Annotated in this window: 13 protein-coding genes; 5 read left to right on the top strand and 8 right to left on the bottom strand. The window is 43.9% G+C overall.

What is annotated here, in order from left to right; all coding sequences use genetic code 11:
• Positions 1 to 33: 33 nt before the first annotated feature.
• Positions 34 to 636 carry a LysE/ArgO family amino acid transporter gene (locus I3257_RS11285; protein WP_201539543.1) on the top strand — a complete coding sequence of 201 codons (603 nt, stop codon included), beginning with the start codon at positions 34 to 36 and terminating at the stop codon, positions 634 to 636.
• Positions 637 to 789: 153 nt separating this feature from the next.
• Here the strand turns inward: I3257_RS11285 and I3257_RS11280 are convergent, their stop codons facing one another.
• From I3257_RS11280 to I3257_RS11265, 4 genes are all read right to left on the bottom strand, one after another.
• Positions 790 to 2,172 carry an NAD(P)/FAD-dependent oxidoreductase gene (locus tag I3257_RS11280; protein WP_238049808.1) on the bottom strand — a complete coding sequence of 461 codons (1,383 nt, stop codon included), beginning with the start codon at positions 2,170 to 2,172 and terminating at the stop codon, positions 790 to 792.
• A gap of 293 nt (positions 2,173 to 2,465) precedes the next feature.
• Positions 2,466 to 3,107, bottom strand: coding sequence for a MarC family protein (locus tag I3257_RS11275; RefSeq protein ID WP_083475671.1), 642 nt, complete (start codon positions 3,105 to 3,107; stop codon positions 2,466 to 2,468).
• Positions 3,108 to 3,385: 278 nt separating this feature from the next.
• Positions 3,386 to 4,246 carry a carboxylating nicotinate-nucleotide diphosphorylase gene (nadC, locus tag I3257_RS11270; RefSeq protein WP_238049807.1) on the bottom strand — a complete coding sequence of 287 codons (861 nt, stop codon included), beginning with the start codon at positions 4,244 to 4,246 and terminating at the stop codon, positions 3,386 to 3,388.
• A 170-nt stretch (positions 4,247 to 4,416) separates the two neighbouring features.
• Entirely contained in the window at positions 4,417 to 5,517 is a 1,101-nt protein-coding gene (locus tag I3257_RS11265; protein WP_238049806.1) for a hypothetical protein, read from the bottom strand.
• Between the two features lie 285 nt (positions 5,518 to 5,802).
• On the opposite strand from I3257_RS11265, the gene nadA reads away from it, so the two are divergent.
• The 3 genes from nadA to I3257_RS11250 all read left to right on the top strand — a co-directional run bounded on the left by nadA (position 5,803) and on the right by I3257_RS11250 (position 9,831).
• On the top strand, positions 5,803 to 6,942 hold the full coding sequence (gene nadA / locus I3257_RS11260; protein WP_238049805.1) for a quinolinate synthase NadA: 1,140 nt from the start codon (positions 5,803 to 5,805) through the stop codon (positions 6,940 to 6,942).
• 1 nt (position 6,943) lies between these two features.
• The gene (nadB, locus tag I3257_RS11255; protein ID WP_238049824.1) at positions 6,944 to 8,860 is read left to right on the top strand and encodes an L-aspartate oxidase; all 1,917 of its coding nucleotides are present in this window, start codon (positions 6,944 to 6,946) and stop codon (positions 8,858 to 8,860) included.
• A 77-nt stretch (positions 8,861 to 8,937) separates the two neighbouring features.
• Entirely contained in the window at positions 8,938 to 9,831 is an 894-nt protein-coding gene (locus I3257_RS11250) for a phosphatidate cytidylyltransferase (RefSeq protein WP_238049804.1), read from the top strand.
• 7 nt (positions 9,832 to 9,838) lie between these two features.
• Here the strand turns inward: I3257_RS11250 and I3257_RS11245 are convergent, their stop codons facing one another.
• The 3 genes from I3257_RS11245 to I3257_RS11235 are packed head-to-tail and all read right to left on the bottom strand — an operon-like array spanning position 9,839 to position 14,663.
• On the bottom strand, positions 9,839 to 10,654 hold the full coding sequence (locus I3257_RS11245; protein ID WP_238049803.1) for an SDR family NAD(P)-dependent oxidoreductase: 816 nt from the start codon (positions 10,652 to 10,654) through the stop codon (positions 9,839 to 9,841).
• Positions 10,655 to 10,662: 8 nt separating this feature from the next.
• Complete coding sequence (locus I3257_RS11240) at positions 10,663 to 11,862, bottom strand: patatin-like phospholipase family protein (protein ID WP_238049802.1); 1,200 nt, start codon at positions 11,860 to 11,862, stop codon at positions 10,663 to 10,665.
• 14 nt (positions 11,863 to 11,876) lie between these two features.
• Entirely contained in the window at positions 11,877 to 14,663 is a 2,787-nt protein-coding gene (locus I3257_RS11235; protein ID WP_238049801.1) for an alpha/beta fold hydrolase, read from the bottom strand.
• A gap of 269 nt (positions 14,664 to 14,932) precedes the next feature.
• On the opposite strand from I3257_RS11235, the gene I3257_RS11230 reads away from it, so the two are divergent.
• Positions 14,933 to 15,844, top strand: a complete 912-nt coding sequence (locus I3257_RS11230) for a lysine exporter LysO family protein (protein ID WP_055124515.1) — start codon at positions 14,933 to 14,935, stop codon at positions 15,842 to 15,844.
• A gap of 273 nt (positions 15,845 to 16,117) precedes the next feature.
• Here the strand turns inward: I3257_RS11230 and I3257_RS11225 are convergent, their stop codons facing one another.
• The gene (locus I3257_RS11225; protein ID WP_238049800.1) at positions 16,118 to 16,588 is read right to left on the bottom strand and encodes a hypothetical protein; all 471 of its coding nucleotides are present in this window, start codon (positions 16,586 to 16,588) and stop codon (positions 16,118 to 16,120) included.
• Positions 16,589 to 16,811: the final 223 nt, after the last annotated feature.

Below are 16,811 nucleotides of genomic sequence, written 5' to 3'. Positions count from 1 at the left end.
ACCTCTCATCCGCCCCATGCTAAGCACACTATTATGAATGCGACCGACTACACCTCTGGATTCTTACTTGGGCTATCGCTCATCATCGCGATTGGCTCACAAAACGCCTTTGTACTCAAACAAGGACTCAAACGCGAGCACATATTTTTTGTCTGCTTATTTTGCGCGGTCAGTGATGCGCTGTTAATCTCTGCTGGCGTTGGCGGTTTTGGCGCGGTTACGGCGCAATATCCGCAAGTGGTCAATATCGCAAAATTCGCTGGCGTCATATTCTTGCTAGGCTATGGATTGCAGAGCTTATATGCCAGTGTGCGCGTCACACATGCACTCACCGTCGAGGGACAAGTCGTCACCAGCTTAAAAAAAGCCCTGTTATTATGTTTTGGCTTTACTTGGCTCAACCCACACGTCTACTTAGATACATTGGTACTCGTTGGCATGGTTTCAACGGGTGCTAGTAGTAAGCTGGCATTTGCAGTCGGTGCAGTCAGCGCCTCATTCTTTTTCTTTTTTGCGTTGGGTTATGGGGCGCGATTACTCAAACCATTATTTGCCAAACCAAAAGCGTGGAATATACTCGATGCTTTGGTAGGGATACTCATGTTGTATTTGGCGTGGCATCTGTACCGAAGTTAAAAATAGCGATAAAGGCAAAATAGGTGATAGGCTAAACCATTAACACAGCCCCTACATATTAATATAAGAATAAAAAAAGCCAAACACGAATAAAAAAAGCCAAACACATTGTATAAACGCGTTTGGCTTTTTGGAATCTGACACTTTTACTATTTACGATACTTTTTTACGCTTTTTAGGCTTAACGAAGGTTAAGTTCAAAAAATGCTCAAGCGAGTCATCAAGGACGTCCAACCAAGGCTCTGGTAACTCAGGCGATAGCGTGCCTGTTAACGTAGAGCGATACGCCTTTTCTCTAAAGGTCATGATATTATCGGCTTTATCTTTTTGCCATTCTTTTAAGATTTCACCCTGTTTTTCAACTGCAAATTCTGGATAATCGGTCGCATTGGTTAAATCACGAATATAAGCGGCTTGAAAGTCGATTGAATCGCTGACCGTCACGCACTTCGCATAAGTTGCCAACCACTTTTTCTCATCTGCTTCACGGTGTACCAATTCAGGCAATTCGATATCGCCCATCATCACATCGCGTGCATACCATGCTTGAGCGTCAAACATATTAAAGGTGAAATACTGATCCTGCATACCTAAATAAATGAGCTTTGGGTTTGGCTGCCAGAAAATCCCTTTGTACAAGTTGGCTGGATATAAGCAGTTATGCGTTTGCAGACGTAATTCATCGGGCATAAAGGGGAAATGAAACAGGTAACCAGTACACATAATAATGGCATCAAATTTTTGACTAGTACCATCGGCGAAGTGCGCCACATCTTCTTCAAAATGGGTGACCAAAGGCACTTCTTTGATGCCCTCTGGCCAATCATAGCCGAGTGCTTGCGAGCGATAGCTGATAGTGACTGATTTGGTACCATACTTATAGCACTGCGTGCCAATGTCTTCAGCTGAATAACTACTGCCGATGAGCAAAATATCTTCGTCTTTGAACTCTAAGGCGTCACGAAAATCATGCGCGTGCAGAATGCGACCGGGGAAAGCTTCTAACCCTTCAAAGTAAGGCATGTTTGGCGTGGAAAAATGACCCGTCGCTACCACGACATAATCAAATTCTTCCACTTCTTGCTCATTGGTTTTATGATTCATCACCGTCACGGTGAATTTTTGCGTGTCATCATCAAATGACACCCAACGTACTGGGCATTCAAAGCGAATGTATTTTTGGATATCTTGTTTATCGATACGCCCCATAATGTAGTCTTTTAGGACTTCACGCGGTGGGTATGAAGGGATCGCTTCACCAAAATGCTCGTCAAACGAATAATCAGCAAATTCTAAGCACTCTTTGGGACCATTAGACCACAAATAACGGTACATACTACCGTGAACAGGCTCACCATTTCTGTCTAACCCTGTGCGCCAACTATAGTTCCACATGCCACCAATAGCGTTTTGCTTTTCATAACAAACTATCTCAGGTAAGTTTTTTGCGCCAGCCAAACGAGCTGCTTCAAAAGCGCGTAATTGTGCTAAACCACTTGGACCTGCACCTAAAATAGCAATTCTTTTATTACTCAAGACTAACTCCTATGATAATAGTTGTCTGTCCACTGTAACATATTTTTATGAATGGTGTTTTTTCGAATACTTTTGGTGATTAATTAGCCATAGCTTAAGACATGACTATTCTCCAAAAAGGGCTTCTAACCGAATCTTTGGTTTTTAAATTTGATATGAGTTGGCACATGCTTTTCATTAGGGCGTATTAAACATGCATAAATCGGCACTGTCAGTGCTAGGGTTGAATACTCAACACGTCCTTTGAGGAATAAATCAAAAAATTGACGGACAAACATAAGGTAGCAGAGTCATTACACTAAATCAGGAAATAAAGTGCGTAAGCCATTAACGATAATTTCGATAGAAACTGCCGCCAATAACATCCCCATAATTCGGCTCATGATGTTCAATCCAGTATCACCCAGCAAGCGACTGATACGACCTGCCGCCATCAATGCTAGATAGCAAAACAGACTGATAAATAAACCAGCAATCAATATGGCAGATACTTGCAAAATACCAGAGACTTGTGAAGAATAAATAATCACCGTCGAGATACCACCCGGTCCAATCATCATTGGAATAGCGATTGGCACAACTGCTGCTGCCATAGTGGGCGGTGCGTCTTGTACATGGTCAACATCGAAGTTTTCTTGATCGGGCTTCACGGGATTACCGTCGCCATTCATCATATTAAGAGCAATCAAAAACACCAAGATACCACCTGCCAGCTGAAACGAGCCGATAGAAATACCAAGTGCTTTTAATAATGTCTCGCCTGCTACCGTAAAGAAACTAATAGTGATAAAAATCGTCAAACAAGCAACACGCGCCACTTTGCGTCGATTATTCATCGAATAACCACGGGTCAAATCCAAAAATAACGTCAAAGCGCTAAAGGGATTAATCAGTACCATAAAGGCTAAGATTATCTTGATGATTTCAGTATTCACTGAGCGCTCGCTTGTCTATTAGTCAAATCGGGCAAAAAGATAAGGTCATCGTGCGAGTGCAACGATGACCCAATAGATGGTTAACAATAACTTTGTAGCTTATATTGTATCATAGGCAGATAAGCTAATTAAATCATTAACTTTGCTTACCTTTCTGACAGCAGACTATCAACGAAAATAGAGGCTCAACATTGACCTATCAGCCACTATTTGGCGGGTAAAAAACCTCATAAAGCCTAATCGCTAAAACAGGTATGTGAAGACAGGCATGTTGAACATTATGCGCTAAAATCAAGACCGATATCTAATGCCGTGGTACTGTGCGTCAAATAACCCATGGCAATAAAATCAACACCCGTTTTTGCTGCTACTTGCACCGTTTCAGGAGTAATACCACCTGAAGCTTCTGTTCTAGCGCGACCTTTACACATCGTTACTGCCTGCGCTAGCATTTCAGGGGACATATTATCTAATAGCACCAAGCTCACGCCAGCGTCTAATGCCTGCTCTAGTTGCGCTAAAGTATCGACTTCTACTTCGATGGGAATTAAATGCCCAGCGAAGTTTTGTGCTTGTCTAATCGCAGTCTTTATATCACCAGCGATAGCAATATGATTGTCTTTGATTAAAATAGCATCATCCAGTCCCAAACGATGGTTGCGCCCGCCGCCGCAGCGTACCGCGTACTTTTGTACAATGCGCAAGCCAGGAATGGTCTTACGTGTACAAGTAATTTGCGCAGGATACTCTGCCACACTATCTACAATTTTTCTCGTATCTGTCGCAATGCCACTCAGGTGAGTCATGAAATTGAGCGCGGTACGTTCTGCTGTCAGTAAATGGCGCGCATTACCACAAACACTAGCCAAAGCTGTACCCGCGTCAACCCATTCACCATCAGCAACCTGAGCCACAAACTCAATCTGAGGATCAACCATCGCAAACGATAAACGTGCCAAATCCATACCACATATCACGCCTGCTTGCCGCGCTTTAATCTCTAGCTTCGCTTGCATATCGGCTGGAATGGTGGCTTGTGATGTAACATCCCCGCGTCTGCCCAAATCCTCAGTTAGCGCAGCTTCAACCAAAGGTCTAAGCAATACCTCATCCAATGCTGGTTCTTTTTTAACTGTCATTTTTAACCCTTAAATAAACGTGGCGTTCATATATGCTGATGCAATTAAACTCAAAATGAGCATAAATATAGCGTAAAGTTAACAGCCTCGCAAGGAACCGTCATCATTTTGTGCAGCCGATAGGGTTTTATAATCATCAAAATAAAGATGGCAAGGTAGTATATTGACGCCTATTTACGCTTAGGCAACTTACTATCCATCAATAAGCTTTGTAGTTCAATATCATGACGAAAGCGATAAAGCTTGGCAGGACGACCACGTTGAGCGCTACTACTCTGTCCTGTTTCCATCACAAGTTTTTGTGAATCTAGCAAACGACGGAAATTTTGCTTGTGCAATCGCACTCCTGAAAGCGCTTCTACGCTTTGTTGTAATTGTGACAAGGTAAATACATCTGGCATCAAGCCAAAAATAAGCGGTCGGTATTCAATTTTGGCACGCAGCCGTGAAATAGCCGTTGCAATCACTCGGCGATGATCATAATACATCGGCACCCCAATGAGCTGTGACCAGTTTTCAGGTAGCTTATTCTGATGGCTCGGTTGGTGAGCACTTTGATGAGGACTTTGATGAGGACTTTGATGATTCATTGAATAGCTGGGTGGATAGTTTGGTGCTTCCGGTATCAGCCCCGCTTCATACAGCATCTCATAGCGCAGTAACACATGCTCAGCGACCCACTCTCTATTTTCATAATGCTCATATGCTGTGTATTCATTATTCGCATTTTCACTTGTAGGCATATCACCCACTAAGAGCGCTTCACTTACACCCCAACATAAACCAATACGCTGACGGCGGCGCTGCTGAATGCCTGAATCTTTAGCGCTATCTGCCCAGCTCAATAATGCTGGCACAATATTATTCATAATGATGCTAGGTATGCCATCCAAATGATTTTCCCAAGGAAAGTAATCATACCAATCGCGCCACAATGCTTGGCTTTGTAGCTGCGGCGTTTGTGTCTCTTGCACCAGTCCCAAATAGCTCACGTAGACCAATGCGTGACCATCAACATTGCGCCTATTGGTATCGACAAAGGTATAGAGCTGCTCCAAATAACCAAGTGGTTGCTGTGTTTGCTCCTCAACCCATTGGCGCACACCCGCTTGCAATGAGCGATGCAACGGCATCAATGGACCATTGGGTAACAGCTTTCCTTGATCAACGGTTAAGACCCGAGCGGTATGCTCAGTAATGGCGACTAGCACGGCCACGACTTCTGTGGTGCCACTACCTTGCTGATGCGCGTGTGAATAAGACAACGTCATGACTTTAGTGATTACCTTTTATTTTAATTATTAAATAAAGCTCAACTGCTAAGCCGTTGACCATTTGCTCAGTATAGCTTGAATCAACGATTATCATAGTTCGTGGTTGTAATTATATAAAATGAGTCTTTATAAATCATAAATGTACAAATCATAAATGTATAAAAAATACTTGTATTTATGCTCAAAATGAGCATAATTAAAACATCTGACTAGCCAGCGATATTAATTGACTTATTTTTAGCGGCATATTGCTTGTCGTTACTGCCTAAAAGGTTTGCATCTATGAAAACTTATCCTTACGACGCGCCCATCATGAGTAATGACAATCGCATTGCCACTCAAATGAATATTGAATATGCCAAAGCTAAAATGCCAGCAGACTTGCCGCGTGCTGAACGTCTCATAGTCGAGGAAAACATTAAACAGCTATTAAAAGCGCATAATGCAGTATTGGTCGCCCATTATTATGTCGACCCCTTTATTCAGGATTTGGCATTGGCAACGGGCGGCTGTGTGGGTGATTCGCTGGAGATGGCACGCTTTGGGCAAGCGCATAGCGCCCAGACCTTAGTGGTCGCTGGCGTCCGCTTTATGGGTGAGTCGGCGAAAATCTTAAGTATGGAAAAAACAGTACTGATGCCAGACCTAGAAGCCGAGTGTTCGCTGGATTTGGGCTGCCCTGCTGACGAGTTTTCCGCATTTTGTGATGCTCACCCTGAGCGTACAATTGTCGTTTACGCCAATACCAGCGCCGCTGTGAAAGCCCGTGCCGACTGGGTGGTGACGTCATCGGTTGGCATCGATATCATTCGCCATTTGCATGCGAATGGTGAAAAAATTATTTGGGGGCCTGATCGCCATTTAGGTAAATATATTGCTGCTGAGACTGGCGCAGATATGCTGCTTTGGCAAGGCTCGTGCCTCGTACATAATGAGTTTAAAGCGACCGAGCTGATGCAATTAAAAGAGGAGCATCCAAACGCCAAAGTATTGGTGCATCCTGAATCCCCTGATAGCGTGGTGGCGCTCGCCGATGTGGTCGGCTCGACCAGTAAGCTGTTGCAATCGACTTATGAGATGGATGCCGATACCTTTATCGTCGCCACCGATTTGGGTATTTTGCACGAAATGCAAAAACGCTCACCATATAAGCGCTTCTTAGCTGCACCTACTGCAGGTGAAAGCGCCAGTTGTAAGAGTTGCGCGTTTTGCCCATGGATGGCGATGAATGGTCTACAAGGTATCGAGCAATGCCTGATCAATAATAGCGGTGAAGTATTAATGACACCTGAGCTGGCAGTCGCGGCTAGAAAACCCTTGCAACGCATGCTTGATTTTGCCGAATCACAAAAACAGCGTGTGACAGCGAGCGGCGATATTGTCAAAGACCGTGAGTTATTTGCCAATGTCGGGGCTGCCTAATATGAGCGCGGCATTGACAGCGAAATTATTAGGTCTCGATAGCCCTGCTGCTATGGTACAAACGGATGTGCTTATCATTGGCGCGGGATTAGCAGGCTTAAGCACGGCTCTAGCATTACCAAAATCGCTGAATATTACTGTATTGAGCAAAGCCGCCTTGGAAGTCTGCTCCAGTCATTATGCCCAAGGTGGCATCGCGGCAAGCTTGGATAAAGAGGACTCTGTTGCTGACCATATTGCCGATACCCTAATCGCTGGCGCAGGGTTATGCGAAGCTAATAATACCAGTCGCATTTTAAGTGCCGGGCAACAGGCCGTTCAATGGCTATGTGAGCAAGGCGTGCCTTTTACCCAAATACCGCAACAAGATAATGCAAAACCTGTCACCAAACTACAGACTGAACTACAAACTGCCGACTTACATTTAACTAAAGAAGGCGGGCATGGTTGCAGGCGGGTCGCACATGCGGATGATGCGACTGGTCGACACATTATGGAAGCCTTGACTATAAAGGCGCAAAACGCTGCCAATATTACTATTTTGCCTTATCATGAAGCGCTGATCCTTTTAACAAACAGTGCCAATCCAAATAAGCAATGCCAAGGTGCGCTTGTTTTTGATCATGTACATCAACGTAAACTAACCTTTCATAGTCGCGCTGTCGTATTAGCGAGTGGCGGTTTAGGACAACTGTTTAAGCGTGCTAGTGCTCCGAACGTCTGTGTCGGCGATGGGGTTATGATGGCATGGCAAGTGGGCTGCCGCTTGGCTAATTTGGAATTTATTCAATTTCACCCGACTGGCTTAGCCTTAGATGACAGTAGTTTTTTAATATCGGAAGCACTACGCGGTGAAGGTGGACGGCTGACCTGCCCGCAAACCGGTGCGCGCTTTATGTTGGAAATTGATGAACGGGCAGAATTGGCACCGCGCGATATCGTCGCTCGCGCCATCGCTGAGCAGATCAGTAATAACGGACTTGGCTACGTACATTTAGATGTCAGTCATTTGCCAGAGCAATTTTTACGGGAGCATTTCCCACAGATTTATCAAACATTATTCAACCTCGGCATTGATATGACTAGGGAACCTATCCCCGTTGCCCCTACCGCTCATTACAGTTGTGGCGGTGTGGTAACGTGTGCCAATGGTGTAACCGATGTGGCAGGGCTTTATGCAGCTGGCGAAGTTGCCTATACAGGTTTGCATGGTGCGAATCGCTTAGCAAGTAATTCACTTTTAGAATGCGTAGTCGTTGGGCGCAATATCGCCGCTGACTTACCACGATATTTAAAAGCATTAGAAAACCTAACTCCCGTTGCCAGTTATGATCACTCGAACTTATTAGCAACTGCCATTTGGACAGCACCAACGCTTAAAGATATTCAAGCTATTAAGCTTCCTTCTTCTCCTACCATTCTATTTAATTTATCTCATTGTGATGACACTGATATCATTACCCATGATTATGCTGGCAAAATAGTCACAGAATTAAAAGTTTTAATGACCTCTTATATGGGTATCACTCGAACTGCCGAATCATTAGAGCAAATACTGATACAGATACAGCAATGGCAACAGTGGCTTGAAAAAACTAGGTTAAATCAGTCCAGTATGAGTACTTTAGATGGCACTATCACTGCTAATGAGCTGACACTATTTCAATTAGCACGACAATTACAATTAGCCACGTTGGTTATTCAGTCAGCTTATCAGCGTTATGAGAGTCGCGGTGGTCACTATCGTCAAGACTATCCGCATTTGGCATCCACACCTCGAACCAGTGTGATTGCGCCATTATCGAAGTTGAGAGAAGCTGACAAAACAGGCAGCAAAGAGGGTGGCATTGATTGGCTGCTTCAGCCTATAATCGATGACACAGAGGCTAGAATGGTAAATACAGTTGCTAATATTTAACAGCAATTGGGAGCTGCCACTTTAGCCATGAAAAACGGTAATTCACCGTTTTCTATTGACCTCAAAGTGCTAAAAACATGGCTTCTGATTCATGGTTTGTGATTATTCTAATGTTAGTCGTCAGTTCAGTTTGGGCGATACTTGCCCTACCTCGCTTACGTCAGCGCTTACCGAAAATCTATTTGATCGCCCGCTCATGGTGGCTCATGTTAGCGGCACTTTGCGCTTGTTATGTTATCGCTAAGATAACGGATAATAACCAACCCATGCAGCCTCCTACCTACCCCTATCGGTGGCTGCTCATCGCTTTTTTCGTTTTAATTGGTCTGCGTGGCGGGTATGAGATCAAACGCTTATGGTGTCTGCAAAGCAAAGCTGTGCTGATTGAGAAACTGCAAGCGCGCGGTTTACAACCCAAGATATTGCCTTTTAGCCAAACCTCTTCCCATTCTACTCAAGCTTATACGCGTCTAAATCTGTTAGACCTAATCTTTAGTTTTGCTTTTATCATCCTGATTATCAGCCTCATTGCCTTACAACAATTAATCTGGCAGCGCGAGCAGTATGGCGTTTTATTTTTTGTATTATTCGCCAGTCAATTTAATGATATTGCCCAGTATTTATGTGGACGATTGCTTGGTCACAAGCTGTTTAAGCGTGGTCTTGCTCCCACCATTAGCCCCAATAAAAGTATCGAAGGCGCTCTTTTCGGCAGTATGCTAGCGGCGATATTGGCAACGCTATTAGGCATTTGGCTCACGCCTTTTAACTGGTGGATTTGCTTATTAGCCGCTTACGGCTTAGCGGTCAGTGGTATCGCTGGAGATTTATTAGAGTCCGCCTTTAAACGTCAGCATGGGGTGAAAGACACGGGTACGATGCTCGCCGGACATGGCGGCGTATTAGACAGAGTAGATAGCTTGCTCATTGGCGTGCCGCTATTTACCTTGCTTTATTGGCTGCTTGGGTAAGCTGTTATCAAGTCGTTTTATCCAATTTACTGCGTAATATCCAGCTAATCACAGGCTTAGGCAAATGATTGAGCGCCCAAGTAATATAACGCATGGAGCGTGGAAATATGGCCAGCTCAATATTTTTATCAATGGCTTGCATAACATGCTTCACTGCCGTTTGCGTACTGATGATGAATGGCTTATGACTGGCATCGCCGTTATTCAAATCGCGTAATGCTTGGGTATCGATATAACCTGAGGCGATGCAGTTGACTTGGATATGGTACGGCGCAAGTGCCGCTCGATAAGCGCTGGCAGTCGCAATCATCGCGCGTTTGCTTTTGGCATAAAGGCTGGCATAAGGATAATTCATTGTACCGGCGATAGACGCGATACAAATCAGACTTAGTTTGTTGCTTTTATTAAAATCCAATGAATAACTTTGCTGTTTTAATTGCTCACTTGCCCATCTAAAAACCTGCTCAAATGCTTGCAGATTAATCGTTAGCATTTTATCGCTGTCCGCTTGACTCAGATGATGAATACGCTCATTTGTGTAACTACCCGCGCTATAAATTACTCTTTGAAAACTGATATTCAACAAGCTATCTAACAAATTTTGTGTTTGGAAACGATCAGTCAAATCACAGCAGTGAGCAACAATGTCAGGATGCTGGCTATTGATATGGGCTATCTTAGCCACGCTATGACCAACCACGCTCACTTGCCAGCCAAGCGCCTGATGATGCATCGCCAATGCCAAGCCAAGACCGCTCGTACCGCCAAAAACGATAAGATGCGATGGCTTATGAGCTGAAGTAGACTGTGTGATGTTTTTCATTTTAGAGTTCATAGACCATGCTGCTGTATATAGTCAGTCGTACGCTGATAGCCATATTGCCATTGCGCCTGCATTTGCTGCACAAAGCCATCATAGTCACTGTGAATGAGTTCAACCGTCATTTGCTTTATATTAAAACGCTTTTGTACATGCTGTCCTGCCAACTGCTGACCATTATCTGCAAAGGGCAACCAATGCAGCTGATTCACTCGATGCTTGATTGCAGCAGAATCAACGAGCGACAGTATTTCTGCTGATTCATAACCATGCACTTGTGCCAAACGCTCATTGGGGTCAAAACCAAAAACGCGCTGAATCGCTGGTGCCGCTAGCCATGAATCATAACCTGCCTTGGTCTCTGAAAATACGGTCTGCCCTAGCTGACATGCTAGCTCAACGGGCGTGAGATTAATCACCCCGCCTAAGCACCAACCAAGCGTTGCAATATGCATGGGCGGTAGATAATACATATCTGCCATAGAAACACGAACCGCTGAATTAAATTCCCACTGCTTTACGATATTTACTGACTGATGGATACGCCTATCGGCAAACGTATGCACTGGTGAGTTAAGCATTTGCTCAAAGTGCTCTGATGCTGCCAAACGCGGTGGCGAAAATAATAACTCTTGTAGTTTAAACTCATCGTAAACAGAACTATCAGTAGTAAGTGTTTGATTAGCTGTTTGATAAAGTCGGCTAGCAATAATGGCTATCTCTGGCGCGGTAGGATTATACAGATTATTATGATTAGGAGAAAAATGAGACAATTCATCGAGCCATTGCCCCTCGTTATCTATCCGAAACATCGCTAACTGCTGCAACTCAGCCAATAGTCGTTTGTAGCTGTCTGCTTGCTGCTGTTTTTGGCGGTTAGAAACCTGCCGTGACAAGCGCCAGCGTTTAAGTGCCTGCATCATATAACGTATCTTTAATCGCCTATTGGCTTCGTCTGGCGCAACATGTCTGATTGCCGTAATGACACGATACAACTCACGACTGCACATGAGCACCTGCAAATCCTTAGGATCAGGCGCTAGATTGACCAAATAAGCCGACAGACTGCCACCGCAAGTGCCGACGATGACATCTGGCTTCAAATCATGAGCAACCAATGCCGCATAGCTGCCCAAATAATAGGCGAAACGTGAACCGCCCCCTGAAAAAAGCTGCACACGCTCATAAGGCTTTATGCTGTTATTACTCATTGATTATTCATCTATCACTTATCATTGGTTGTTGTAATTTTAATTGCCAATGACACGGTAAAGATACCAAAACGATCGATACGCATAGCGACTTTCTTAAAGCCAGCATTCTCAACCAATTGATCCATTTCCGCTTGCGAGCGACAGCGCATCACCCAACTGCTACCGCGATGATTGTTTAAGGTTTTACTAATGAATTCCTGCTCAGGATGCCACGGCTGATTGGTATAAAGTAAATAACCATCAGATTTTAAACTGTCATAAATGCCTGCCAATGCTGTCGCTGGTAGTGTATTGTCAGAAAATAATTCAAACACGCCAGAAGCAATGGCGATATCAAATTTTTTATCATCAAGGCTTTTATCATTGTCACTTGCCTTCTGTAAATGAGAATAACTGGCAGGGTCAAATGCATCTTTTTGACAAGTGATGAGTCGATTAGCAATCTCTAACTGCTCTGCTTTGGCTTGCAATGCTTGGATATTATGCATCTCGTAATCACGTAGCTCAGCGTGCAACTTGGTAAACTCTGTCAGTAAATCAAAGGCATAAAAGCCATGTCCACTAGCGATATCGAGTAGTTTTGGTTGGTATGGTTTAGTACTGCTCTGGTTTTTGTCTTCAATATCTGCCAGAGCTTCACGTGCCAGCTCCAATATATGCTCACGGCGGATACGAATTCCTTGCCAACCAATATTGCTCAAGTAAAACTTATCGACTGCTTGACCAAATTTATTTTGACCACTGGGCTGATTATAATAAACGTGATCGAGCGAGTGCCCCGAATCAAACCCATGCTCAAGCCCTGTGGCAATCGCGTCGCTGACATGACCAAATTTTTGCATGGCAAATCGAGTAATGGCAAAGCTTGGGTTAAAGGGTTTAATCGCTAAACGGTCAACCTTATCTTTACTGGCACTATTAAGATGAGCCGCGCTTAAATCAGGCGCTTTAACGTCCTTACTGAATACTTGCTCAGCGAAATTAATACAATCCGCGAAGACGTCTGCTTTATTGGTCTCATGAAAAATCGCATGATAGCTGTCTGGATATAATCGCCAGCGTTTATTAGTAGTATTGATGGCCTCATAAAAATCGCGCTCTGCCTGCTTATCGACCACGTAATCCTTGCCTGCACATAATACAAACGTCGGTACGGTGATAGCACCCGCATCATCGAGCAAGCGTTGACCCGTTGCATGGGTATCGATGAGTAAATCGGTCGAGATACTGTTTGAGATGAGCGAATCAGCATTGTAGGCTTGCTGCGCGTCTTTATCATGAGTCAATACTTGCGCTTTGACGTAACTGCTCACGCGTGACATCAGTCCAAGCGCGCGAGCCACCTTTAGCGACGGTATCGCAAATGGCATGTACAAGCGAATACTTAAAGCAGGCGTACCCAATATCATGCCACGAATATTTGGGGCGTAATCATGTACCCATGCTGCTGCGAGTACCGCACCGATACTACTGGCGACGATTAAGGTATCCTCGATAGCAATGCCCGTTTGCCCGATAACCAATTGCACAAAACCATCTAAATCGCGCTCAAGCTCGGTGACGCTTTCGGCATGGTCTTTGATACCACCCGAGCGCCCATTACCGCGCGCATCCCAAGCGAATACTTGATAGCCTGCCATAGCAAACTGCTCTCCAAGTTCTGCTAAGCGTCCCGAATGTTCGTGACCACGATGTAATAAAATGACTTGACGCAGAGGCTGACTGGCATTTTTTATACCTTCTAAAGGCATCGTCAGCCAATAACGGTAATAAATCGCCGTACCATCGTAAGCGTTATAGCAACTTTCACCGCTTATCAATTTGGAAGACGATAAATTGAGCGTATCGCTAACCTGTTCCACTTTTTCATGACTATTGAGAGGGGTGGTCGGCATTATCTTAGGCTCCAAAAAGGAAGTTTTAATAGCAGAATTTGATAAACGGGCATTTAATGAAGAAAAATTTGATAGAGGATAGCTTAATAAAGAATAATTTGATGAAACAGCATCGAAAAATAGCGTATTGGGTTGACCAACATTCTCTTGGCAACCAAGAAGAAAAACTGATTTATGCGATGATTCTGCTATTGACTCAATACTGTCTAAACAGTTTGAGCGTAGCACAGGTGGTTTACGCATCACGTATAAACCTGCCATATAACGCAGGCGATTCAAGCAGGTTTTTAGTAGCAGCGCCTCTGTCAGTATCAATAGCGGACCCACTTTGATGTGCGATAGCACGGTCGGTACTTTAGTCGCCATAAAAGCGCCAAGCAAACCCAGTAAAAAAGCACGATCGCTTTTGCCTAAAGGCCCTTGGTTTGCTCTAATGTCTAACATCGTATTACTGGTAATACCTAGTAACTCGGTGCTGATACTAAGCGCAATCAGACCGATAATATGACGCTGATGGATTGATATACGGTTTGGTAAATTGACTGCCGACGCTTGTAAGTTACCATTAGCAACATGCGGAGCTAAACTTGCGATAAGCGCCGTATCAGCCACGATATCACCCACTTCATTAAGCACTGCCCCAAGCCTTGAGGCTTGCCCATGCTCACGCGCCATCATGCCATCGATAGCATTGAGCGCCATACGCACAAACAGTGATGAAGGTAACAGCAACCATAATGCCTGCTGCTCATTTGCGGGTTTGGCAATCATATAGGCCGTACCAAGGCTCAGTACTACGGCTGACACCGTCACTTGATTTGCTGTCACCTTTTGCTCGACCAACACATCACTTATTGGACGCAGCTGATCTTGAAACTGAGACTTGAGCTGATATAGCGACATGAGGCAAGCCAAATATAGTAAGTCTATTAATGTAGCAACAAAAGTTGGTCAGGTAAATACTTAAGCGTTGTTAGCAGTCAAATTATCATGAATGAAATCCTGACTTACGGCTTAGTGATTTAGGATTTTATCTTAACGCTCAATAGTTGGTCGTTAAACAGTCGGCTTTTACAAGGAATCTTAGCCGCTCATGGCAGCATTGATCGTTTCATGTGATACAATTTCCAGCTTCTTAAAAACGCCTTTGAAAATGCCGCGAGCCAATCACCATGCAAAGCCTAGTTACCCTTGTTCTGGTATTAATGCCAATGTTTATTGGCTTTGCCATTCCTTCTCATCCAACCATGACAAAGCTTGCAGATAAAGGCTTATCTTATCTGGTATTTATCATCTTAGCGCTGATTGGTATCGAGCTGTCACAAGTTGAAGGACTTGGCAGTCAGATAGGCGAAATTGCCCTTTATGTGACCATACTATCGATTTTGACAATTGGCAGTGGTTTGTTTGCCCTGATGCTATTTGACCGACTGCGTCCATGGCATGCCAAAAAACCCAGCGTAAAATCTAAAGAACATCGCGTGAGTATCCGTGGTAGCCTCGCTCAAGTCGTTTGTGTGGTCATTGGTATGGTGATTGGTTATTTCTTACCAGACAATTATATGCCGCCTGAAAATACCATGACGGTGATGCTGATGATATTAATTTTGTTGGTCGGCATTGGCTTAAAAGGCTCAGGTATTACGCTAAAAGAAGTGCTGCTGAATAAGCGCGGCGTTGAGATGAGCGTCATCTTTACACTAGCTGTATTGGTTGGTGGCTTGATATTTGCGCTGATGTTCAGTGAGGTATCGTGGACCAAAGGCTTGGCACTGGCGTCAGGGTTTGGTTGGTATTCGTTATCAGCGATTGTGATGACCGATGCTTATGGCGCGGTTTGGGGCAGTGTCGCGCTATTTAATGACTTGGTACGTGAGTTTTTTGCGTTGATATTTATTCCCGTGTTTATGCGTAAATATCCATCAGCAGCAGTCGGGCTTGGCGGCGCGACGAGCTTGGACTTTACCCTGCCAATCATTCAACAATCAGGTGGTCTAAAGGTCGTGCCATTGGCGATTAGTTTTGGCTTTATTATTAATATTGTCTCGCCAGTGCTGATGGTGGTATTTTCGGCGTTGGGGTAAGAATAATTTTTAACGGTTGAAGAAAATCAGTCGTTATTATTCGAACAGTTCACAGTGCTTGGCATATTCACCATATTTTTGCATATCAGAATCATATTCAAGATTCATCAAATCATGAACTTCACTACTCGCCATTAAAGTTGCGCGGCGTTGTTTTGCCTCAATATTTTTAAGATTGAGCTTTTCAAAACTTGGATCTATAAACGCTGTATCTGTAACTATAATCTTATTTGAGCACTCATAAGTACGGATACGCTCAGCAGCGATATTATATTACAACACTAAATTATTATTAATAATTAGCGCGCGATTGCGTGATAAAGAATCGAAACCAAAAGTCGCTAAAGCATCTTTATCTATTTCACTTGTCGCTGCATGACCGAAAATAAAAACATTGGCTTTTGGGTGATCATTAAGACTTTCTGCTATTTTCGCAAATACTGCATCATAGATATCAGATAGCTGACTGCTCATTTGCGAGAAAAACCCATTGAACTCCATTTCAAGTGCCTCGCCTCCCTCAATTATTATTTCACAGCCTTTAGTATCAATTACTACATTGGTTCGCGTTTCAGGGCATTCGTCTATAGCATCAAGCACACCATCGCCATCTGAATCAATCTCTGCTTGCATCGTCCTGATATTTTCATCTTTAGGTATCTTTTTAGACGGCGCAGTTGTATTAGTTTGACAGCCAGCTAAAGCAATAGATGCTGTTAATAATAAAACGCTATAGAATTTCAAAGTGATTCTTCCTTGATGTGGTCCGAAGCTCATTCATATATTAAGTAAAATCTGAATTAAGCCATCGGTAACGCTTTATCCACTCGACAAGCCCTATCATGCCAATCGACCAAAGCCTTTATCGCTACAGACTGTAATTGATGACTGGCTTCCCTGCCAGCAAAATTCTCGACATAATGACAAGCACGATAGCCTTGGGTAAAACGATCGTAGTCAACAATCC

Source organism: Psychrobacter sp. Ps7 (assembly GCF_022129225.1).
Classification (GTDB): Bacteria; Pseudomonadota; Gammaproteobacteria; order Pseudomonadales; family Moraxellaceae; genus Psychrobacter; species Psychrobacter immobilis_A.
The sequence above is the reverse complement of the archived record's forward strand: the minus strand, read 5'-3'. Positions and strand labels throughout refer to the sequence as shown.